We start from the raw sequence: 22061 nt of genomic DNA on the forward strand, positions 1-22061 counted from the left end.
TAGCACATGGCAGAGATCCGACTGGAGAACATCCGCAAGAGCTTCGGCGCTTTCGAGGTGATCAAGGGTGTGACGATGGACATCCGCCGCGGCGAGTTCATGGTATTCGTGGGGCCGTCGGGATGCGGCAAGTCCACGCTGCTCAGGCTCATCTCCGGCCTCGAGGACATTACGTCGGGGACGCTCGCCTTCGACAACGTGATGGTGAACCGGCACGCGCCCTCGAAGAGGGGGATCGCCATGGTGTTCCAGTCCTATGCGCTCTATCCGCATATGACGGTTTTCGACAATATGGCGTTCGGCATGAAACTGTCGGGACGCAGCAAGGACGAATGCCGGAAGCGCGTGGAACAGGCGGCCGGCATGCTGCAGCTTTCATCCTACCTGGAGCGCCTGCCGCGGCAGCTTTCCGGCGGGCAGCGCCAGCGCGTCGCGATCGGCCGGGCGATCGTCCGCGACCCCAAGGTCTTTCTCTTCGACGAGCCGCTGTCCAATCTCGATGCGGCGCTTCGCGTGGCAACGAGGCTCGAAATCGCCAAGCTTCATCGCAGCATGCACAATACGACGATGATTTATGTGACGCATGATCAGGTCGAGGCCATGACGCTGGCGGACCGGATTTGTGTGTTGAGAGACGGCGTTGTCGAGCAGATCGGCACGCCGCTGGAACTTTATGAAAGCCCCAATTCGCTTTTCGTGGCCGGCTTCATCGGTTCGCCGAAAATGAATTTCCTGTCGGCCGAACTGGCGCAGCCTTATGGCTGCCATACGATCGGCGTGCGCGCGGAGCACGTTCGCATCGCGCCCGAGTCGCCGGTTTGGAGCGGCACGGTCGTCCATTCGGAAATCCTCGGCTCCGACAGCTTCGTCTATGTGGATATCGGAACGGCCGAGCCGCTCATCGTGCGCGAGGCGGGCGTCTCCCGTCACGAGCCGGGCCAGATGCTCGGCCTCGCCCCGCTTGCCGGCCATGTCCACCGTTTCGACCGTTCGGGCCGGGCGCTCGAGCGTCAATCTATGCAGGCTGCCTGACCTTCCCAGGATCGATGTTCCTCCCAAGACACGATCCGCTTTAACGACAAGGAGAAAACGACGTGACCATTCGCACCGTTGTGTGGGGTGAAAACATCCACGAAAATATCAATGAGATCGTCCGCGGCATCTATCCCGAGGGCATGCACACGACGATCGCCAATGCGCTGAATGCCGATCCCGCCATCTCGGCGACGACGGCAACGCTGCAGGAACCGGAGCATGGGCTGAGCGAAGCCAGGCTTGCCGAGACCGACGTGCTGACCTGGTGGGGCCACAAGGATCATGGCGCCGTCTCCGACGTCGTGGTCGAGCGTGTCGCCAAGCGGGTCTGGGAGGGCATGGGCCTGCTGGTGCTGCATTCCGGCCATTTCTCCAAGATCTTCAAGCGGCTGATGGGCACGCCCTGCGCGCTGAAATGGCGCGAGGCGGGCGAGCGCGAGCGGCTGTGGACGATCAATCCGCGCCACCCGATCGCCGCCGGCATCGGCGAGCATTTCGAGCTTGAGAACGAGGAAATGTATGGCGAGCAGTTCTCGGTGCCGGAGCCGCTGGAAACGGTGTTCATCTCCTGGTTTCAGGGCGGCGAAGTGTTCCGCTCGGGCCTGACCTGGCGGCGCGGGGCCGGCAACATCTTCTACTTCCGCCCCGGCCACGAGACCTATCCGACCTATCACGACGCCACCGTCCAGAAGGTGCTGATCAATGGCGTCAAATGGGCCTATAACCCTGAGGGCGCGTTGACGAGCATTACCGACGCACCAAATGTGCCGGTAGAAAAGGCGCTGGAGCCGATCGTCGAACGCGGCCCGAGACTGCACCAGGCCGGCGAAGCCGGTTACCGCTAAAGAACTGACACGGCTTGCTTCGGCGCGGACGCATGCGGCCGGCCAGGGAAGAACGGCGCTGACAGTCGGCGCCGATCTTTCCATTTGGCACCGCCGTTCGGCGCTTGTGAAAGACCATCGATTTTGCTGCGAACAATAGGACCATGAGGACAAAAATGCGCTTGATCATTCTCGGAACCGGAGGATGGGCAAATACCCATGCCATGAATTTCTCGGAAATCGCCGGCGTCAAGATCGTTGCCGCCGTCGACACGGACGAGGTCCGGCTGCGGGCCTTCGCGCTCCGGCATTCTATCCCGCTGACTTTCACGTCGCTCGACGACGCCCTTGCCTGGGGAGAGTTCGACGCCGTGACCAATGTGACGCCGGATCGCGCGCACTATTCGACGACGATGAGGATCCTCGCCGCCGGCAAGCATGTGCTCTGCGAGAAGCCGCTGGCGGTCAACTACCGCGAGGCCAAGGAGATGGCTGACGCCGCGGCGGCATCCGGCAAGGTCACGATGGTAAACCTGACCTATCGCAATGTGGCGCCGCTGCAGGCAGCCCGCAAGATGGTGCTGGATGGCCGCCTCGGCGCCATCCGCCACTTCGAAGCCTCCTATCTCCAGAGCTGGCTGGTCTCGAAGGCCTGGGGTGACTGGACCAAGGAATCGCAGTGGCTCTGGCGGCTGTCGACGAAGCACGGCTCCAATGGCGTGCTGGGCGATGTCGGTATCCACATCCTCGACTTCGCGGTGTTTGCCGCCGGAAGCGAGGTCAAGGCGGCGGCATCGCATCTCAAGGTGTTCGACAAGAGCCCCGGGAACCGCATCGGCGAGTATGATCTCGACGCGAACGACAGTTTCCTGATGATGGCCGAACTCGAAAATGGTGCGGCCGGCGTCATCCATGCGACGCGTTGGGCGACCGGCCATCTCAACGAATTGCGCCTGCGCCTGCATGGAGACAAGGGCGCGCTCGAGGTGGTGCATACGCCTGAAGGTTCGACGCTGAGGGCCTGCGAAGGCGCCGATGCCGACAAGGCGGTCTGGCGCAAGATCGAGGTCGAACCGGTCATCACCAATTTTGAGCGATTTGCAAATGCCGTGCAGAAGGGACAGCTGGATGAGCCGGGTTTTGCCCACGCCGCCAAGCTGCAATTCGTTCTCGATCATGCCGTGAAGACGGCCGGCGCATTGGCGGAACTTTAAGCGAGGAGCACAGCCGCATGGTCTCTTCGGAGGCCGGCGGCGAAGCGGCTTCTCAGGCTCTCCGATTCAGCTCGTCTTCGCTGATGCCGAAATGGTCGAGGATGATGCCGACATTGCGGCGATGCGATTTGAAATAGACGTCGAAAAGATCGCCGACCAGCGGAACCGTCCCGCCGGCCGCATCGATGCCGAGATTGACGGCCATGCGTGCGAGCTTGTGGTTAGGAACCCCGAGGCGGCGCGCCTCATTGAGGATGTAAAGCCCGATGAGCGATGTGGCGATGTCACCAACGCCGGGAAGGAGGCCGAGCACCGAATCCGCGCCGATCCTCACGCCGAGGACGGGCAGACGAACGGCGGTATCCATGAGCCGGGCGATGCGCGCGGCGCGCTGGATCCTGTCACGCTCGGTCGAGGTGAGGCGTTTCGTGCTGGTCGACCTTGGCATCAGAACCCTTGCAGCGCCGCAGATCGCTGCGGCAGATCCTGGCGCAGCGACCGTGCGATGTTACGACAATGACTTTCCATTGCCGTGAAACGCGGCACGCCCGATAAGGTTCGTCCGCGGCGTCGATCCTCGAGGTTGCTGGGCGTCAGGCCGCTCTCTGCGGTCGTGTCCCGCCGGCCGGCGCATCGATCTGAAAACGGCCGACCACGCCCTCCAGCGTCTGCGTCTGGCCGCCCAGCGCGCGGCAGGCCGAGACGGTTTCCACGGCCATGGCGGCGTTGCGTTGGGTGACCTCGTCGAGCGCGCTGACCGAGGTGTTGATTTCGCCGATCGCCACGGCTTGCTCGGAGGAGACGGAAACGATGCGGGCGATCAGGCCGGAGACCTGTTCGACCTGGCCTTCGATTTCCAGAAGCGCCTTGCCGGTGCGGTTGACGAGCTCCACGCCGGTGGACACCTGGGTCGATGAGGTGGAGATCAGCGCCCTGATCTCCTTGGCGGCGTTGGCCGAGCGCAGGGCGAGCTCGCGCACTTCCTGCGCGACGACGGCAAAACCCTTGCCGGCCTCGCCGGCCCGCGCGGCTTCGACGCCGGCATTCAGCGCCAGAAGATTGGTCTGGAAGGCGATTTCGTCGATGACGTTGACGATCTCGCCGATCTGGGCGGACGAGCCCTCGATCCTTTCCATGGCGGCGATCGCATCGCGGACGACGGCGGCGGAGTGTTCGGCGCTGCTGCGGGTCTCGGCCATCAGCCCGGTTGCCCTGCCGGCATGATGCGAGGCATCCTTGGTCTTGACGTTCATCTCCTTCAGCGCGGCGGTGGCCTCTTCGAGCATCGCGGCCTGCTGCTCCGTGCGCGAGGCGAGGCTGTCGGCCGCATTGGTGATGCCGGTCGAGGAATTGCCGACCTGCCGGGAGGTATGGGCGATTTCGGCCATCGAGGCGGAAAGCGCCTTCATGCTGTCGTTGAATTTTGCGCGCAAGGCCTCGTAGGCGGCGGCGAAGGGTGTCTGGATCCGGCAATCGAGATTACCGTGCGACAGCTGATCCAGGCCGTATGTCAGCTGATCGATGACCGTTTCGCGTGTCTGCTGCTCTGCCGCCTTTTCGGCCATCTGGCTGCGTTCGCGTTCGAATTCGGCATCGCGAAGCGCCGTCTCGCGCTTCTGCGCATCCTGGCGTTCCAGCGCATTGCGGCGGAAGACCGCCACCGCCTTGGACATGGCGCCGATCTCGTCGGAACGGTTGGCATAGGGAACGTCGGTCGAAAAATCGCCCTCGGCAAGATTGCCCATATAGGCCTTCATGCCGTCGAGCGGCACGATAGCCCGGCGACGCAGGAGATAGAGCCCGACCAGCAGCAGGGCGAAGGAGCCGAAGCCGGCCGCACCCGCATAGATCGTCCAGGTGACGATTTCCGACGCTGCGTTCTTTTCCTCGCCCTTCAGGAAGGCGTCGGAATTGGCAACGAGCTTCTCGACCGCATCCTGGTGCTTATGGAAGGCGATGCGCAGCTGCTCGATCGCGCCGTGCGCCTTGTCTTCATCCTTTGCATTGAGCGCCGGGATGATCTCGCGGTTCATCACGTCCCAGAACGTATCGCCCTTGGCCAGCACGTCATTCTCAAGCTCGTCCTTCAAGGCCTGCGGCAGCCGGGTGGTCTTCCAATAGGCGCGGCGATCATCGTAGGCGGCCTTCAGATTGGCGATCTTCGCCAGGTTGGTCTCGGTGAGTTCGGGAAACTTGCTCGCTTCGAAGGAGAGCATGTAGGACTCGACCACGAAGAGCGGCGGCGGCAGAATATCGGCGATGAGATCCTTGCCGTAGACGACCTGCTCGTAAACCGGTCCGTTGACCTTCAGCCTTTCGAGCGCCGATTGCTGCAATCCGATCGAGATGAAAAGACCTGTTGAAACGGCGACACCGAAGGCCACCAGACTGCGCGCAATAGTAAATGCCAAGACTGTCTCCAAATAACTTTTGGCGTCTCTGCTTCGAGACGGCCTGATCTACGTACGGCATTATTTCGCAAGAAAACTGAGATATGGTTAATTCTTTGGAGGGTAGGAATTAGGCTTTCCTATTCAGGGAGCTCTGGCGCCCGTCCAAAATTGGGGTTATTCGAGAGTGCGGGATCCGTATAGGAGATCAGCATGGCCGAAGCTCGACTTTCCATACGAAGCGCAAAGGCGCGCGATCTTGCACGCCGGCTCGCACGGCGTGAAAATCGTTCGATTGTCGATATCGTCGAGCGGGCTCTCGAATTTTATGAAATACGTGAAGCCTGCCGCGAGCCGGCGGCGTCCTTTTATGCCAGTTTTTCACAGCAAGGCGGGAGGGATATCGACCTGGAAGCCGTCATCAAGGAGGGCCGGCAGGGTCACAAGGGTATCGACCGTTGATTTCTTGATAGCGACGTTGTTTCGGAACCGCTGAAAAGGTTCTACATCCGATTGCCAGACTCAAGCCAGTCGCATCAGCACTTCATTGAGGTCGCTGATCTCTCGCAGCAGCTCGACCAATCTGTCCGTGTCGTCCTGGCTGAGGCGGCCGGTCTCGCCGCTGCTATTCCAGAGATCTTGGAATTCCTGGCTCATCTGAAGGGCGCTGCCCATGATTTCGATGATCTGCGCGCGGTTTTCCCAGGTTGCGACGACAGCCGGTTCGTCCATCTCGTTTGATGTGTCGGGTTCGCGTTCCAGCAAAAGCAATTCTGTTTCCTTTGGACGGGTCGGATGGCGCGCGATTGGGCAGGGCCTCCGCTGCAATTATTCGGAACGCGGTTTTGACAATAAACGATTTGAAATCAGACGATTGGCTAGCGGGTGTGGGGCGGACCCGTTAGCCAATCGGCAATTCCCTCTTGAGATGACTCAAACGAGAATCGCAAGATCTATAAAATGGGAAAATTTCCCATTTGTCAACCTGGCGGATCGCAGTTTAGTGCGGGCCTGGAAAACCGTCGGGCGGCGGCCCCGGTGGGCCGTCGGAGCCAGGTGGCGGGCCTCGTCTGTCCGGACCCGGAAAATCTCCGCCCGGCCCGCCTCTGCCGAAAGGCGAGTGGTCGGGCCGCGGCCCATCCCAGGGGCCGCGCGGCGGGCGGGAACCGAATCCATCGGGACCACGTCCGGGAAAGCCGGTCATTCTGCTCGAATCCCGCACGCCGATATCGACGAAGCCATGACCGTCGGGCGACGACGGGCCCGGTCCCGAGCCGGCCGCGCCTCTGTCGGTCGGCCGGAAGGTCTCGACATTGATGATGCCGCGTTTCAGGCCCGGCACGATGGGTTCGGCCTGTACGCGCGTGATGACCAAACGGTCGGCGACTGCCTTGAGGCGCACGAGTGTCTGTTTGCCGGCCAGATATCCATGCGTGCTTCCAAGCGAAAAGCCACCGATCAGGGTGCGGGTGCCGCTTTTGAAAGGGATGCCGCGGACATGGGCGCCGTCGGAAACGGAGCGGGGCTCGATGCGCCGTGCGAGGATCGTGCCATCCGGTTTGCGGATTCCGAATACCGCGACCCGTTTGCCTTTCCGCAGGCCCTTCGTGGCGATGTCGGTCGTGTCGATCTTCTGTCCCAGTATGACGAGGCCGCTCTTGTCCATCCGGTCGATGCGGCCCTGGACCTCGCTGACGATCGTGATGCGGGCGGCGCGTTTTCCCGTCAGCAGCACCCTGGCGACATGACCGACCTTCATCGCGCTCGCGCGAACGCGCCGTCCGTCGATCTCGATCGGCGTCGCCGCGCTGAAGGGAATGTGGATGTTGTTGACGATGATGCTGCCAAAACCCTGGATGGTTCCGACGATACCCGTTCCGCCAATCCCGTGATCTTCGTTTTCCCCGCCTCCGATGGAAAGGCCGGACCCGCCGATGCCATGATCGCTGGTGCCGGTCGGCTGCGCGGCGGCAAGCTTCGGCCCGAGGACCAGAAGCGCTATGCCGCCCAGCAGAAACTGCCTTCTCGAGATCACCGACGCGCTCATTCGCCGGTCTCCGTCCTGGACGCGGTTTCTGGCGCAGGGGCCGTTTCGTTTTCCTCGGTCATGACGTAGAGCCCCGCGATCCAGCGGCTGCTGCCGCCGGCATCGTCCTTGATCGCCTGATGGGCGATCTTGTTGAGCTTCAGGAGCAGGGCCATGCTTTCCTGGCGCGCAAGCTCGTCGAGCCGGGCCGCAAGTGCTGCGGACATGCCGTCATAGTGAACCGCGCGTTCGAAATAGGGAGGAGGCTCGTGCATCAGGTTCATGACTGAAGCCTGCACATGGTCGCGAAGGTTGCGGGTGAAATAATGCCGGCGGGCGTCGTCGCCGGCATTCGGAACGATCGACGAGAGGTCGAGCTTGACCCGGCCGTCCTCATCGAGAACGACGATGCCCCGGTCCAGCCAATCGTCGAGGATGGAGCGCGGATGCACGTCCTTGGTGATGTCGGTCACCAGGCTCTCGAATGACGGGCCGCCGTCGCTGGAGGTCCGGGGCAAGGGGGTCGGCCTGTCCTCGGCATCGCAATAGAGCGGGTCGGCAAGCCATCGGGCAAGGATGCGGCTCGTCTGCGAAACGCCGACGGTCAGGAAGGATGGGTCGAGCGCCTGTCCGCGCAGCCGGTTGACGTCCTTGCGGTGGACGCCGGTCAGAAGCGAGATGCGGCTGTCCGTCTGCTGCTTGTTCGGCAGCGCGAATTCCTTCTCCGCGACCTCGATGTAGAGGCGGCGAAGCACGGCCGAAAAGGCGGTGAAGTTGAAGCCGGAGGCGAGAGCGAGCCTCACCATTGGGCGCAGCACGCGCACCAGCATGGCCTGCAAGGTCTCTTCGGAGAAGGGTAGCTTTGCGCGCGGCTTCGACATCAAGAACACACTCGGTCTCTGAAAGACCATTGCCGGCGGACCTTCGGCAGTCGCCCTCAGTCTCCCTATGGCAAAGTCCAGACTGCCGCAACGGAGGGGCGGCATGCAAGGCCGGCCTATGCCACGCTTCCCGGCGGCGTGGCCGCGGACACGCCGCCATTGGGAAGATATTTCAGGTGTTCTGTCAATGCGTTACCGGATGCGGCTCGGGTGAAAGCACAGCGCCGTGGCTCCAGTCGATCAGCCTGTCGATGCGCGCAATCTTGTGGAAAACCTCGAAGACGTCGAAGGCCGTGCCCTTCTCAATATGGGCTGCCAGCAGTTCGCAAAGCTCGAATATCTCGGGCGGCGTTCCCGTCATCTCGACGCCGTCATCGGTGAAGACGCCCGATCGCGGCCATGCCTGCGCCTGCTGCTCGTCGAGTTTGCAGCCGACGAAGGGGATCGTATCGATGATGCCGGAGGCAAGCGCGAAGGCGGCCTCGGCGACGATTTCGGAGCATGTCATATTGGGTTCTTTCGATAAGGCCGGTATTTGCAGCCGCTTGAATTCCCGCATCTTCAATCCGTCAGAGATAGTTGACCAGGCTGAGGCTCTGGAGTTTCGAGACGAGCGTGTAGGCGGTCTCCAGCTGCGTCTGCAGCTGGTTGACGAGCGTCGAGGCCTCGTAGGTATCGACGCCCTGGAGATCGACGAGCTTGCCCTGAAGCAGGCTCGACTGGGCGTCGAGCGCGTCATTTGCCTTTTCGAGCCGTTCCTGCGACAGGCCGAGCTGGCTTTGCTGCGTCACGATGCCTGACGTCGCCTGCGCGGCATAGGCAATTGCCTTGGATGCGACGGTGCTCTGCGCGTCGGAACTCAAATCCTGGCCGAAGAGGGCGGAGACGACGACGGAGGCAAGTGCCAGATAACGCATGCCTTCGGAATTGGCATTGGTCGACGAGGTGATGGTTTCCGATCCGCTGATCCGGCTGGTCATGTCGGTGCTGGAGGCGGTCGACCAGCCTGCCGAAGCGTCGGTCCAGGCGCTTTCGGAGAACATCGGCTCGACCGTGTCGGTGATGAACGTGCCGATTTCCTCGCCGGTCAGCTCGTTGACGTCCTTGCCGAGACTGGTTGCGTAATCGCCGAGCGCCGTGACGATCGCATCCGAGACCGCCGAGGATTGATCGCTCAGCGGCTGGCTGTCGAGGTTCGTTCCGCCGAACAGGAACTCGCCGTTGACGGAGGTGTTCGCCGTCGAGGTCAGCTGCGCGATCGTGGCGCTCGCCGATTGCAGCGCAACCGCGATGCTCGTCGTATCCTGGCTCGCCTGGAGCGCGGTCAGGTTCGAGACCAGACTGTCGCCGGCATCCTTGAGGCTGGAAAGCGCGGTCTGCGATGCTTCCATGCGCAAGGCGACGACGGAATTGCTCGTCTTGAACGAGGCCGCCTGGTCGATGGCGCTGGTGAGATTGATCGACTTTGCGGCGCCGGCGCCGAGCGACACGCCGATATCGGCATAGGTTCCGGTCGTCGCCTCCGTCGAGGCCTGCTGCAGCTTGGTCTGGGACTGGCTGATGGTGAGTCTCAGAACGTTCTGCATCGCCGATGATGAAACGAATGATGCCTTCATGACTAGCTCGCTATGTCGAGGAGCGACTGGAACATCTCGTCGATGACGTTCAGGATCTTCGTCGCTGCCTTGTAGGATTGTTCGATATCGAGGAGGAGCGTCAGCTCCTCGTCGAGGTTCACGCCCGTTTCGTTGGAATAGGCTTCGTCGGAGCGCGACAGGGCGGCGGCCGTGGTTTCGGAGGCCGATGTCGCGTCGCTGCGATATTGTTCGAGCCAGCCGATGGAGGCGCTGGCATAGTCCGTCAGGCTCTGCGTGGTGGAGAGACCGGCGTCCGAAGAGAACGAGCGCTGTTCCGTCAGTGCCGTGTAGAGAGCATCGAGATTGTCGGAGAAGCCGCTGTCGCCTGATGTATTGAGATCGGTGATGCCGCTGATCGTTCCGTCGCGCAGCTTCGTCGCATCGCCGCCCTCGCTCGTGATGACGGCTGTATTGATCGAGATGGTCGAGGCGATCCCGGTCGTGTCGTCCGTGGACGACGGCGTTCCCCCGGTTGCGCCTGCGGCCGTGGTCCAGACGAAAAGCCCGGGCGCGCTGGTCGTGCCGTCGGTTTCCGAGAAGACCTGAACGAGGGCCTTGGCGACTTCGTCGAGCTGGGCCTGGAATGTCGGGGCGATTTCGTCGCGAAGCTGCAGCAGCGCCTGCAGGCTGCCGGAGGCGCTCGTCGTCGATCCTTCGCCGGCATCGAGTGCAACGCCGTCGATATAGATGGCATTGCCTTCCGTTCCCGCGACGTAAGTTGCGGTCGAAGCGAAGGTGACGGTGCGCGGTATGGTCTCGAACAGCACGGTGCCGTCGGAGGTATAGAGCGCCATGTCGTTATTGTCGCGCACGACGGAATTGACGCCGACGATCGAGGAGATCTGCTTCAAAAGCTTCTCGCGCTCGTCGAGCGCCGAAGACGTATCCGTGCCGGTCGCCGTTGCCAGCTTGACCGCATTGTTGGCCGCCTCGAACTGCGACAGCAGCGTGTTCAGCGTGGAGACCTGCGTGGCGATCTCCGCGTCCGCCTCAGCCCGGATCGACTGGACGCCGTCGCTTGCCGTATTCAGCGAATTGGCGAGATCCTGCGCAGCGGTGACGGCCGATTGCGCTGATGTCGTGCTGCTCGGCGAGGTCGCGAATGTCTGCAGCGCCTCCTGGAATGCCGAGAGATAGGTGCTCGGCGAAGTCTCGTAGTCATTGCCGCCTACCAGCGACTTCAGGCTTTCGAGGCCGGTCACCAGCGTCTGCTGGGCGCTGTCTTTGGCATTCGACTGCAGATATTGGGCCAGCAGCGCAGTTTCCTGCGCCCGGCTGATGCTGACGACCTGCGCGCCGGAAAGAGACGTCGTGATCGACGCCTCCCGCCTGATATAGTCGGAATTTCCGACATTGGCGATATTGGTCGAGACGACGCTGCTTTGCTGTCCGGTATTGTTGAAAATATTTTGGACGCTGTTCAAGGCGGAGGTGAGCGACATCCAGGCGCTCCCTCTATCGCTTCAGGTTGACGAGGACATCCATGATGTCGGAGCCGGTCTGAAACACCTTCGAATTGGCGGTGTAGCTGCGCTGCGCCTCGATCATCTCCGTCAGTTCGCCGGCGAGGTCGACATTCGAGCTTTCGAGCGCGCCGGACTGAATGGAACCGAGGCCGTTCGTCTGCGGAAAGCCGGTGACGGTGACGCCGGACTGGCCGTTGGCGGTATAGACGTTGCCGCTGAGCAGCGTCAGATTGTCGGGGCTTGCGACGTTCGCGAGCGGGATCTGGTAGAGCGCCTTCGTCGTGCCGTTCGCATAGGAGACCGACACCACCCCATCGGTATCGATCGACACCGCGCTCACCGAACTTGCGGCCTGACCGTCCGCCGAGCCGGTTGCCGAGAAGTCCGAGGCAAGTTGGGTGAAATCGGAATAATCCATGGTGATCGTCTTTGCCGTCACGGGATCGACGATGTCGGTATCGGTCGCGGAGGTCAGCTGGCCATTGGCGTCGAAGGAGAGCGTGGCGACGCTGACCGCGCTGGAGGAATAGGGGAAGGACGTCGTGCCGCCGGTCGCCGCATCGGCATTGCGGTAGACCGCGACTTCCCAGGTGCTGCCGGTGACTGCGCCGCTCGCATCCGTCGTCACGCCCGTCTTGGTGAAGTAATAATCATACTGGACGGTGGCGCCGAGGCTGTCATAGGCGACCAGCGACATCTTCTGCGTATCGTCGGTGACAGCAGACGTGTTGGCGCTCGGCAGCGTCGTCGTATCGGTGACGACGGTCGCTTCGGAATTCAGGTTGCCGCTGAAATAGGCGCTGGTCGAAGCAATCGCGCTCAAACCCGACTGGGCGACATTGACCGGCACCAGCCCGTCGAAACCGTTGACGACCACGGCCGGCACGCCGGAATCATAGGAATATCCCATCAGCGTATAGCCGGCGCTGTTGACGAGATTGCCGTCGCTATCGACGGAGAAATCGCCGGCGCGGGTCAGCACCGGCGTGCCATCGGCGCCTTCGACGATGAAGAAACCGTCTCCCGAAATCGCGAGATCGTATTCGGAGGTCGTATAGGAAATGTCGCCCTGCTGGGAAATCGCCTGGCGCACCGATGTCTGAACGCCACCGGAATTGTAGTTGCCGGAGGAAGAGGGCAGGACCAGCGACGAAAAGGACGTGGAAACGGCCTTGTAGCCGGTGGTATTCGCATTGGCGATGTTGTCGGAAACCGTGCTCAGCCGGTTTGCCTGTGCGCTCATGCCGGAGACGGCGGTTTTCATGCTTCCAAAAATGCTCATGGCTCGATCCTTCAAAGGTTTGGGAACATGCCATGTGACGAGGGGTTTCCAGGTCCCGGATCCGGGCGCACGACATCGCTGGCGCCGGGCAGGGCCCACACCGGTCGATGATCTGATTGTCTGGACTGACCCCGTGATGGCGATAGGCGCCGCGGCTCATCCGCGCGCTGGCATGGTGCGCCTGTCACGGTGCACCATTTCAAACATATCACTGGCGAAGAAGCGGCCCGGCCGACGGCTCTGCCGGCACGACTGCCGGGCCGCTGTCGGAGCGTTGCATTACAGTCTCTCCAGTAACTGAAATGCGACGCTCCTTATCGTCTGTCAGCCCGTGGACCGGGCAGACAGTGAACCGGTGTTCGATGTGTCGAGCAGGTCGAAAAGTTCGCTCGCCTGGCTCTCGGTGACGTCATCCGGCCTGCCCGCCATGAACTCCTCCAACGAGACGAGCCCATCTCCGTTCGTATCAAGATCGGAGAGCAGCGACGCAGACTGGTCGTCCTCAGCCGGTGGTGGCGGGCCGCCGGGGCGCTCCGACGATTGAGCGGACATGGCCTCGGTCAGAGCGTCGACCGATAGCGAACCCGCGCCTTCGGTATCGAAGCTGTCGAACAGCGTGCCAGCCTGGTCCTCGCTCACATCGGAAGGACGGCCCGCGACGAACTCGGCCTTGCTCACGAGTCCGTCGCCATCGGTATCGAGTTCGGAGAGCCGCGATGCAAGCTCGTCATCGCCGTCCCGCGGCGGTGGCCCACCGGCCCGCTCCGATCGCTGGGCGGACATGGTTTCGGCGAGCGCATCGACCGACAGCGAGCCAGTGCCTTCGCTGTCGAAGCTGTCGAACAGCGTGCCGGCCTGATCCTCGCTCACGTCGGAGGGTCTGGCGGCCACGAACTCGGCCTTGCTCACGTAGCCGTCGCCATCGGTGTCCAATTCGGCGACGTCCATGCCTTCGCCGCCATCCTGCTCCCCGCTGGAGCCGGACTGACCGGCAAGACCGTTCATCGCCAGCGACATCAGCTGGGACATGAGCTTCTCGGCGCTGTTGGTCGCGTCGTCGCCGAGCCGCTGGCTTGTGGTTGATTTTTTTGCCGAAACAGTATTACAGGATAGAATGTCCTGGGCTGTGGACGTCGAATTCTTGCTGTAGGAATAGGAAGAAATTGATGTCGCGGCGGAAATGGTCGTCATAAGCGCTCCATCGCTAAGAGGGTGGGGATGCAACGCATTACAGAACTTATGAGTTCTCTAAATCGAAATTGCTAATGCCACAACCGAAGAAATCATCCCTCAGAAATAGCAGTCCGCTTTCCATGCTGGGTGGCATGCTCTTCGGAAACGCGGTTTAGATCGCCATGGATATTGTCGACGAGCCCGCAGACGAGCCGCGCAAGCGAGGCCGGCCGAAAGTCTCCAGCGACGAGGACAAGCGGACGCATATCGTCGAAATCGCCCGACGCGTTTTCGTAAAATACGGTTATGCCGGAAGCACGACCGCGGTCGTTGCCGGCGAGGCAGGTGTTTCCAAGCAGACGCTCTACAAGCTGTTCCAGAGCAAGGAAGAGCTGTTTGCCGCCGTGGTCGGGGCGCATCGGCGCCTGATGCTCGACCTGCCGAGGCCGGCCGAAGATCTTTCGATCGCCGAAAGCCTCGAGCGCATCTTCATGATCGACATGGACGAGGAGATGGATGCGGATCGCGCCGGCTTCCTGCAACTCGTCTTCCGCGAAGCCGCGCAGTTTCCCGAGCTCATCGATATTCTCCAGCGCGAGGGCATGCTTGCCAGCCGCCAGCATCTTGCCGATTGGCTGAGCGAACGCCGGGCGGAAGGCAGGCTGACCCTGGACGATCCGGCAAGCGGCGCCCGCATGCTGATGGATATGATCTTCGGCGGTATGGGTCCGCCGGAAGGGCGCGCCCAGGCATGGCCCGAACGGGCCGAACTGCTCGCCCATCTGCGCCGCTGCATCGCCATCTTCGCCGCGGGCGTCGGGGCTGCGTAGACCACGGAAAGCGATCCCTCGACTTTCGGCTTCCAATTCCATTTTGGATGAATTATAGAACTATATAGTTCTTTTAATTTGATTCGGCCGCATGACCGTGGCTGCATATCGCCATGACCGGCGGTGACATCCCAGCAAAGATCGAATTTTCACCGCGGCTGCCGGCAGGCTTTCGCGCGCCATGTCGCGCGCAGAGCGATACCGGCACGAGTGCGATTGCGCAAAAACAAGAGGTTAGAGGGACAGGCCTTGGTTTCCACCTATGTAAGCTATCTCGCGGTTGCCAGGAATCTGAACGCCAGTCTCTCCAGCGTGGCATCCCAGGCCACGGTTGCCCGCGACAGCGCCTATTACAAGGAAAACATCGACAAGGTCACGACGGTCGACGAATTCATGAGCGATTACAAGCTCTATTCCTACGCCATGAAGGCCTATGGCCTTGAGGACATGACCTATGCCAAGGCCTTCATGAAGAAGGTGCTGGAGAGCGATCTCAGCAATTCCTCGAGCTTCGCCAACAGCCTGAGCGACAGCCGCTATGCCGAGTTCGCCGCCGCCTTCAAATTTTCCGGCGAGACGAAGACGGCGCAATCGGATGCGCAGCGCGACAACCTGCTCGATGCCTATGAGGGATCCTTCGACGCCGAGGCGGAGAATATCGAGGACGAGACGGAATATTTCGAAGAGAATATATCGTCGGTCACCTCGGTCGACGAGCTGCTGTCGAGTTCGAGACTGAGGAATTATGTGCTCACCGCCTTCGGCCTCAGCACCGACTATACGTCGACCAGCTTCCTCAAGGACGTTCTGACGAGCGATCTCGACGATGCCGACAGTTTCGTCAACCAGCTCGACGACGATGTCTATCTCAGCCTGGCAGAGGCCTTCAATTTCAACGAGGACGGCTCGGTCGACGGCGAGGTGATGTCGGAGGACCAGATCTCGCTGGCGACGAGCGGCTATGTGGTGGCCGCGTCGACGATCGCCTCCACCGAAACCGGGGAGGCTTACGACACCTATTTCGCCGCGCAAATCGGAAACATCAGCTCGGTCGATCAGCTGATGAGCGACGACAAGCTGGTTTCCTACCTCAGGACCGCCTATGGCCTTTCCGACGACGATCCGGACAATTACATCTCCGCAGCGCTGAAGAATGCCGACGTCGCCGGAGCGATCGGCTTGTCCGAGCTGCACGAGGCCTTCAATTTCGATGAGGAGGGCGCGCTTGCCGATGGCGATACCGCCCAGACATCGGAACAGACAGCCGCGACCACGGCAGCCTTCGACGAAAACTATCAGGCGCTGATCGCCAACACCGATACGGAGGACGCCGTCGACAACTATACGACGCGCATTGCCAGCGTCACCTCGATCGACGATTTCCTGGTATCGAACGCCGATGATGACGACGACGACAACGACGATCTGCCGGAACTGTGGGAGATGGCGCTGCGCGCCTATGGCCTGGCTTCCACCGAGGTTTCGAAAAGCGAAGTCCGCAAGATTCTCGAAAGCGATCCCTCGGACGCCAAGAGCTACGTCAACAGCCTCGATGACGACAGGCTTGTCGCCTTTCGCAAGGCATTCAATTTCGACAGCGGGGGCGAGGTGAGCGTTCCGCTGCAGGCCATGTCGGAATCCGTCGTCGACGACTATGCCGCCTACTACAAGCAGAACAAGATCCGCTATCTCGAAGGCGAGGAGCTGACCGATGCGACCGATGCCGCCGACGAGGAAATCACCTATTTCCGCGATCAGATGGCGACGATCACATCGGCCAGCGAATTCCTGGCCGACGACCGGCTGGTCGCCTTCGCGCTCGAGGCCAAGGGGCTGGACCCTGAGGAAGTGACCTCGGACGAGTTGGAGAAGATGTTTGCCTCCGATCTCGACGACGAAGACAGCTACGTCAACAAGCTGGACGACAATCGTTTCGCCGAACTGGTCGGCGCGTTCAATTTCGATCAGGACGGCAATATTTCAGCCGATCCGACCGGCACGGTGCAGCAGCGCGGCGATGTGCTGGAAACGGTCGACGCCTATGTGCGCCTGACGCTCGAAGACGATCAGGGCGACAGCAATACCGGCGTGCGCCTCGCGCTCTACTTCGAACGCAAGGCGCCGGAGATCTCCAGCGCCTACGACATTCTGGGCGACAGCGCGCTCTTCGAATTCTTCACCACGAGCTTCAATCTCTCGAGTTATGTCTCGAACATGGACGTCGACAAGCAGGCAGAGATGATCGAGAACTTCATCGACATCGAGGACCTGTCGGACCCCGATAAGGTGGACGACCTGATCAAGCGCTTTACCGCCATGTACGACATGGCCAATGGCACCGGCACCACCTCGACCGCACTTTCCATCCTGACCGGCTCGGCATCGATCAGCGCCGATACGCTGCTTGCCGTGGCGCAGCTGAAAAGCGGGTGAGGGGAGCTTTCGATCGAAGGTCTGTGGCGTTTGCGCTTCAGTTCCGCTTGCTAATGCGTCGAGTATGATGGCGCGTTAATGCCGCCGTCCAGCTGCTGCGGCCGTGTCGGCCTGTTCTACATGACAGGCTGCTGCGCGGCATCAGTCGATTGCTGCGGCCGGACCGGCAGGGTATTGATCTCCTCACCGGCTGCCTGCTCTGCCACACGCAAATCGTAGGCCGTCTGCAGGTTTAGCCAGAACTCGGGGCTGGTCTGGAACCAGTGACCCAGGCGCAGGGCGGTATCGCCCGTGATTCCGCGCCGGCCGCGAATGATCTCGCTGATGCGGTTTGCCGGCACCTTGATCTGCTGCGCAAGCTGGTTGGCGCTGAACCCAAGTTCGTCCAATTCGTCCGCGAGGACCTCGCCGGGATGTATCGGTGGTCTTGCCATGGCTTATCCTCCTTTAGTGATAGTCCACGATTTCAACGTTTGAAGGCCCCCTGGGCGTCCTGAGGCCATTCAAAGCAAATCCGCCATTGGTCGTTGATGCGGATACTGTACTGTCCAGCTCGATCGCCTCTCAGTGCCTCCAGGCGATTGCTGGGAAGGCCGCGCAGGTCGTTGAGGTTCGTAGCAGCGGCCAGGATTTCCAGCCGTTTATAGGCCTGTTTCTCGAATCCCTGAAACGTGCGGGTGAATTCGCCGCCTGCGAACGCTTCAGTTCTTTTGTCCCGGAAGCCCAGTATCATTGAAACTGTTTTATCAGGTTTTTATGTTGTACGTCAATCGTACAATCTATTTTCATGGACGGTATTTGCGGACGTGTCCGGCAAGAGCGACATTCAGTCCGTGGTCGATCCCGCAACGATCGTCAGCCGGCGCATCGACGGTATGAAGATGGCGAACAGGAAGATGCCCCACCATTCGGCGCCCGCGTCGAAATAATCCGAAACCTCAGGAAGGTGCGGGTTGGACCAGTCGATAATCTCGCTGTTCCGGCCCGGCGGCAGGATGAAATCCCTGATCTCCTCGAACATCGCCTGCATCTCGCCCGGTCTGGCCGCAAGCGGGTAGGGCGGGTTGGAAAAAGCGTAGGCGAACTGGCCGCCGCTTCCGGGCTCCGGGCAAGAGCTGCTCCCCGACATGATCCTGATATCGTCGAGTGAGCTCAGCTGCGGATTCTCCAGCTCCGGGCCGGCGGCGGTCTTATAGCGGCCGAGCTTCAGCAAATGCCCACGGTCGAAGTCGTACCAGTCGCCGAAAAACGCTTTTTCGGATATCGGCCTGCCTCCGAGCTGCCGAAGCTTTTCCGCATCGAACTTCTCGAAGTGACGCAACGCCTGCGGAATGGCGAAAAGCATGTTCTCCCGATCGCCCGTCGCATTCTCGAAGATGGCGAAGTCAAGCACGCCCATCATCATTTCGAAGCGTTCGAAGGCAGGCGGCAGCGTCTCGATCCGGTTCATGCCTCTGTTTTATGGCGCTGCTCCGATCGCTGCAATGGGCGCCGAGCCTGCGAGTTGATGTCAAACCCATGCGCGGAACGCAAATGTCAAAGGGCCGCGGGTCTTTGCAGACACGCGGCCCCACCAGAGGTTTGGGCGGTCCTACGAAGACGTTAGTCGTTCGCCGTCACCTTGACGCCGAGCACCGTGGGAATCGTGTTCGGCGCGCCCATGGCCGCTCCGACGATCATCGGGAAGGGCACCGGCTTTTCCGGCGCGGCGCTGATCGTCAGGCTCTTCGGGCCGTCGAGATAGGCGTTGACGGCGGCGGAGATCTGGTTCTGCAGTTCCGGCAGGTTGAGCTGGGCCAGCATGACGGGCACGAGGCCCTTCAGCGACTGCGCGAGTTCGTCGCCTGTCACGCCCTGCTGCGAACCCGCATAGTCGAGCGCCTTCTTGGTGATGGAAGCGTCGTCGAAGCGCAGTTCGGCGCTGTTGAACGTCAGCTGCTGCATCATGCCCATCATGGCGAGGCCCATCGCCTGGTTTGCCTCTTCCTTGTTCGGGTTGGCTTCGGCCGTCTTCAACGCTTCCTGCAGCGTCTTGATGAAATCGAGCGTATAGCCGGAGATATCGACGGCGAGGTTCAGCCGGCCGACATTCTTGAAGTCGAAGGCATATTCGTCGACCGCGATCTTGCCGCTCTCGGCCTCCCAGCTGCCCTTCATCGTCACGGCGCCGTCGAGCGTCGTCAGTCCCAGCTTCTCGATCGCGTCTTTCGAAGCGGGATCCTCAACCTCGGACAGGTCGATCTTCAGACCGGTGACATTGGCGTCGTAGGTGAAGCCGTTATTCTCGCGCCCGAGATCGGACTCGGTGCTTTCGATCGAGAGGACGTCCTTGCCCTTGATGTTGAGGGCGATCGGGCCGGTGCTGACGACCTCATAGAGCATCATGTCGTCGAGCGTCGCGCCCCCGGCATGGGCGGGGATGGTGAGGCCCTGGATCAGGATGTCCTTTGCGGAAAAATGGCCTTCCTCCTGCTTCATGTCGACGTCAGGGAAGGCGACCGATTTGGCGTAGTAACCGCCGCCGTCGGTCTCCTTTACGCCCTCGAAGGTGACGTCGCCGATATCGAGCTTGTCGCCGGGCAGGCTTGCAAATCCGACCTTGACGCCCGATGCCTTGACCGTGTCGCCGTCGACTTCGGCTTTTTCGAAGGTGATGACCGTGCCGCCGGCGCTGGTGGCTGCATTGAACTTCTTCATCATGTCCTCGCCGTCCAGGGCGAAGGCCGGGCCGGCAAGCGTCAGGAATGCAGCGCTTGCCGTCATCAGCTGGAGATTGCGTATATGTTTCATCGAAAGGTCCTTTTGGAGAAATGGATGTGAGAAGCAGCTCTCTTTGCCCTTGGTCGAAGAGGCTGCGAGACGGCACGAACAAGGGCCGTGTGCTGCGGCATCATCCTGTTGGCGTGATTGCGGGACGACGGATTTTGAGAGCTGAAAGCTCAGGCAGAAGAACTATCGTGCGGCCGCGGGGAGGGCGGCGTCTCATTCGTATATCTCCGCGAATCTTGCAACCTTTTGCATAAAGATTTCCAATTCGGAATCAATCGCCCTGCCGTCGTTTGGACCGCGCCCGGCTGGGCGGCCCGCCCTTACCCATCGATCTGGTTTAGGCGAAGTTAACGATTCTTCGCCTTTCGATTGAGAATGGAAGCAGATGTGCGGGGATCCGGCCGGAAGAGCGGGACTTGTGATCGGCTCAATGACCACGAAACCGCCGCAGGCCCTGGCAATATTCTCCATCACGGGATGCGCCATAGGAGGAGCAGGGGGATTTATGCGTCTTTTCGGCTGTTTTATTTTCGGTTTCGCTTTGACGGGCGCCTCGGCGCATGCTCAGCAACTGACGGAGACCGTCGTCCTGTCGGTGTCGTCCTCCACCGTTAGGTGGGCCGACGTCTATAAAATCACCGGCCGCGCCGACGATCCGTATCTTCACCTGCGCGTCCTCGAGAAGAAGAAAGGCACCGACCCCTGGGTCTTCAAGGAACTGGCCCATCATCTCGTGGTCACGCCGCAGGCTCTGGAGGCTAGCCGGATCAAACGGAAGGCGAAGACCTACGCCTACAAGGATGTCGAGTTTCTCGGGACGTATCGCCGATGGCTGAATGATCCGGCGATACGCGCCGAAACGCCTGTTTGCGATAAGACGATCCTCAGTTGCCTGAAGAATGCCGGTTCCGACTGAGGGGGAGATGATAGCGTTCGTCCATGCTGCTGGGATATGAGGGTGCAGCCCTGAAAAGGCGTGAAGCGGAGAGATATTCAACTATAAATTGCTTTTGTGGCATAAGATAGCTTATGGAACTTTCAGAACTCCAGAAGACGCTGCTGTAAAATTCCTTAAACCGAAAACCGCTCAACGAGAAAACTGCGCGGCAGTTCAACACGTTACTGCGTTCTTCTCAATCCGTCTTTGCGTCGACCGTCAAGCAGCGCGGACCCGATCACGGCCGCTGAGCTTGGCGGCATAGAGCGCCTGGTCGGCGCGTCGATAGAGTTCGGGCGCGCTGTCTGCCGTCAGGCAGGCGGCAACCCCGGCCGAGCAGGTGTAGGAAAAATCGGGCGATTCCGTCAGCGGGCGGGAAAACCGGACCATCATCAGCATGCGTTCGATGATCTCGACGGCGTCTTCCACAGAGGTTCCAGGCATCGCCAGAACGAATTCCTCTCCTCCCACGCGCCCGAAGCAGTCGGTGCGCCGAACATGCTGGTGGATTCGCTGCGCGAAGTCGCGCAGCACGAGATCGCCGGCGTGATGGCCGAGCCTATCGTTGATGTGCTTGAAATTGTCGATGTCGAACACGGCCAGGCATCCCAGGCCGCCGTCTCCGGCGGCGACAAGCATGTCCTCTATCCGCGCCATGACGAAGCGCCTGTTGGCAACTCCGGTCAGCTCATCGGTTTGAGAAGCCTTGATAGCCAGGTCCCGGTCCTGCCGGACGCTTCGCTCCTCGGCGCGCAGGCTGGTGATATCGCTTGCGACACACAGCATCCAGCCGCTCTTCTGGACAGCCTCGGTCATCCAGAGCCAGCGGCCGTCCGCCAGGTCGGTTTCGAATGCCCTGTAGCCGATCTTGCCCCGGCGGGACTGCGTCGAGCGCAGCCACTCCTCGAAATTGCTCGCGTGAATGACCGTGCCCCGTCCGAGCTCGAAATTCCGCCGCATCAGATCCGGCCAAAGCGGGCTCTCGTCAGGTTGGATGAAATAGGCCGAACGGAACGCCCTGTTGGCATATCGCAGCCGGTCATCGGCATCATAGACCGCCATGAGCGTCGAGGTATTCGCAGAGAGCTGCAGAAGCTGTTCGACGATCTCGTCCATATCGACCCCCGCCTGGTTGCCGTTGGCATCATATCGCGCGGATTCCGG

Annotated in this window: 21 protein-coding genes and 1 pseudogene; 7 read left to right on the top strand and 15 right to left on the bottom strand. The window is 61.1% G+C overall.

The features are described 5' to 3' along the window. Nucleotides 1-6: 6 nt before the first annotated feature. The 3 genes from ATY77_RS02340 to ATY77_RS02350 all read left to right on the top strand — a co-directional run bounded on the left by ATY77_RS02340 (nt 7) and on the right by ATY77_RS02350 (nt 3073). Nucleotides 7-1032, top strand: coding sequence for an ABC transporter ATP-binding protein (locus ATY77_RS02340; protein ID WP_088685903.1), 1026 nt, complete (start codon nt 7-9; stop codon nt 1030-1032). A 62-nt stretch (nt 1033-1094) separates the two neighbouring features. After that, complete coding sequence (locus ATY77_RS02345; protein ID WP_088685904.1) at nt 1095-1880, top strand: ThuA domain-containing protein; 786 nt, start codon at nt 1095-1097, stop codon at nt 1878-1880. A gap of 155 nt (nt 1881-2035) precedes the next feature. Continuing rightward, nucleotides 2036-3073: a Gfo/Idh/MocA family oxidoreductase gene (locus tag ATY77_RS02350; RefSeq protein WP_088685905.1), complete on the top strand. Its 1038-nt coding sequence runs from the start codon at nt 2036-2038 to the stop codon at nt 3071-3073. A gap of 52 nt (nt 3074-3125) precedes the next feature. Here ATY77_RS02350 and ATY77_RS02355 read toward each other — a convergent pair whose 3' ends face one another. After that, a complete protein-coding gene (locus ATY77_RS02355; RefSeq protein ID WP_088685906.1) occupies nt 3126-3521 on the bottom strand; it encodes a DUF4112 domain-containing protein in 396 nt (131 codons plus the stop codon). 145 nt (nt 3522-3666) lie between these two features. Beyond that, on the bottom strand, nt 3667-5484 hold the full coding sequence (locus ATY77_RS02360; protein WP_088685907.1) for a HAMP domain-containing methyl-accepting chemotaxis protein: 1818 nt from the start codon (nt 5482-5484) through the stop codon (nt 3667-3669). Nucleotides 5485-5676: 192 nt separating this feature from the next. On the opposite strand from ATY77_RS02360, the gene ATY77_RS02365 reads away from it, so the two are divergent. Then, entirely contained in the window at nt 5677-5925 is a 249-nt protein-coding gene (locus tag ATY77_RS02365) for a type II toxin-antitoxin system VapB family antitoxin (RefSeq protein ID WP_088685908.1), read from the top strand. 60 nt (nt 5926-5985) lie between these two features. Here ATY77_RS02365 and ATY77_RS02370 read toward each other — a convergent pair whose 3' ends face one another. From ATY77_RS02370 to ATY77_RS02405, 8 genes are all read right to left on the bottom strand, one after another. Continuing rightward, nucleotides 5986-6234 (bottom strand): hypothetical protein, encoded by a 249-nt coding sequence (locus tag ATY77_RS02370; RefSeq protein ID WP_088685909.1) that lies wholly within the window; start codon nt 6232-6234, stop codon nt 5986-5988. A gap of 229 nt (nt 6235-6463) precedes the next feature. Next, complete coding sequence (locus ATY77_RS02375; RefSeq protein WP_088685910.1) at nt 6464-7510, bottom strand: DUF5666 domain-containing protein; 1047 nt, start codon at nt 7508-7510, stop codon at nt 6464-6466. Further along, a complete protein-coding gene (locus ATY77_RS02380) occupies nt 7507-8400 on the bottom strand; it encodes a DUF6502 family protein (RefSeq protein WP_088685911.1) in 894 nt (297 codons plus the stop codon). Before ATY77_RS02380 ends, ATY77_RS02375 begins: the two co-directional genes overlap by 4 nt. Nucleotides 8401-8554: 154 nt before the next feature. Beyond that, nucleotides 8555-8929 carry a hypothetical protein gene (locus ATY77_RS02385; protein WP_088675817.1) on the bottom strand — a complete coding sequence of 125 codons (375 nt, stop codon included), beginning with the start codon at nt 8927-8929 and terminating at the stop codon, nt 8555-8557. Nucleotides 8930-8939: 10 nt separating this feature from the next. After that, nucleotides 8940-9986, bottom strand: a complete 1047-nt coding sequence (locus tag ATY77_RS02390; RefSeq protein ID WP_088685912.1) for a flagellar hook-associated family protein — start codon at nt 9984-9986, stop codon at nt 8940-8942. 2 nt (nt 9987-9988) lie between these two features. After that, nucleotides 9989-11449: a flagellar hook-associated protein FlgK gene (gene flgK / locus ATY77_RS02395; protein WP_088685913.1), complete on the bottom strand. Its 1461-nt coding sequence runs from the start codon at nt 11447-11449 to the stop codon at nt 9989-9991. Nucleotides 11450-11462: 13 nt separating this feature from the next. After that, nucleotides 11463-12755 carry a flagellar hook protein FlgE gene (locus ATY77_RS02400; RefSeq protein WP_088685914.1) on the bottom strand — a complete coding sequence of 431 codons (1293 nt, stop codon included), beginning with the start codon at nt 12753-12755 and terminating at the stop codon, nt 11463-11465. Between the two features lie 324 nt (nt 12756-13079). Continuing rightward, complete coding sequence (locus tag ATY77_RS02405; protein ID WP_088685915.1) at nt 13080-13946, bottom strand: EF-hand domain-containing protein; 867 nt, start codon at nt 13944-13946, stop codon at nt 13080-13082. A gap of 164 nt (nt 13947-14110) precedes the next feature. Here ATY77_RS02405 and ATY77_RS02410 point away from each other — a divergent pair, with 164 nt between their 5' ends. Together ATY77_RS02410 and ATY77_RS02415 are read left to right on the top strand one after the other, a co-directional pair. Next, nucleotides 14111-14758 carry a TetR/AcrR family transcriptional regulator gene (locus ATY77_RS02410; RefSeq protein ID WP_088685916.1) on the top strand — a complete coding sequence of 216 codons (648 nt, stop codon included), beginning with the start codon at nt 14111-14113 and terminating at the stop codon, nt 14756-14758. Between the two features lie 249 nt (nt 14759-15007). Continuing rightward, entirely contained in the window at nt 15008-17191 is a 2184-nt protein-coding gene (locus ATY77_RS02415) for a DUF1217 domain-containing protein (RefSeq protein ID WP_088685917.1), read from the top strand. A gap of 116 nt (nt 17192-17307) precedes the next feature. On the opposite strand, the gene ATY77_RS02420 is transcribed toward ATY77_RS02415, so the two are convergent. From ATY77_RS02420 to ATY77_RS02435, 4 genes and pseudogenes are all read right to left on the bottom strand, one after another. After that, on the bottom strand, nt 17308-17625 hold the full coding sequence (locus ATY77_RS02420) for a HigA family addiction module antitoxin (RefSeq protein WP_088675824.1): 318 nt from the start codon (nt 17623-17625) through the stop codon (nt 17308-17310). A gap of 13 nt (nt 17626-17638) precedes the next feature. Continuing rightward, nucleotides 17639-17924, bottom strand: a pseudogene (locus ATY77_RS02425) (type II toxin-antitoxin system RelE/ParE family toxin). Between the two features lie 93 nt (nt 17925-18017). Continuing rightward, nucleotides 18018-18641: a hypothetical protein gene (locus tag ATY77_RS02430; protein WP_088685918.1), complete on the bottom strand. Its 624-nt coding sequence runs from the start codon at nt 18639-18641 to the stop codon at nt 18018-18020. Between the two features lie 152 nt (nt 18642-18793). Further along, on the bottom strand, nt 18794-19981 hold the full coding sequence (locus tag ATY77_RS02435) for a hypothetical protein (protein ID WP_088685919.1): 1188 nt from the start codon (nt 19979-19981) through the stop codon (nt 18794-18796). A 397-nt stretch (nt 19982-20378) separates the two neighbouring features. On the opposite strand from ATY77_RS02435, the gene ATY77_RS02440 reads away from it, so the two are divergent. Then, nucleotides 20379-20876 (top strand): DUF5086 family protein, encoded by a 498-nt coding sequence (locus ATY77_RS02440; RefSeq protein ID WP_245314270.1) that lies wholly within the window; start codon nt 20379-20381, stop codon nt 20874-20876. Nucleotides 20877-21116: 240 nt separating this feature from the next. Here ATY77_RS02440 and ATY77_RS02445 read toward each other — a convergent pair whose 3' ends face one another. Then, nucleotides 21117-22013, bottom strand: coding sequence for a GGDEF domain-containing protein (locus tag ATY77_RS02445; RefSeq protein ID WP_088686242.1), 897 nt, complete (start codon nt 22011-22013; stop codon nt 21117-21119). Nucleotides 22014-22061: the final 48 nt, after the last annotated feature.

The sequence above is a fragment of the Rhizobium sp. R634 genome (assembly GCF_002211305.1).
GTDB lineage: Bacteria > Pseudomonadota > Alphaproteobacteria > Rhizobiales > Rhizobiaceae > Rhizobium.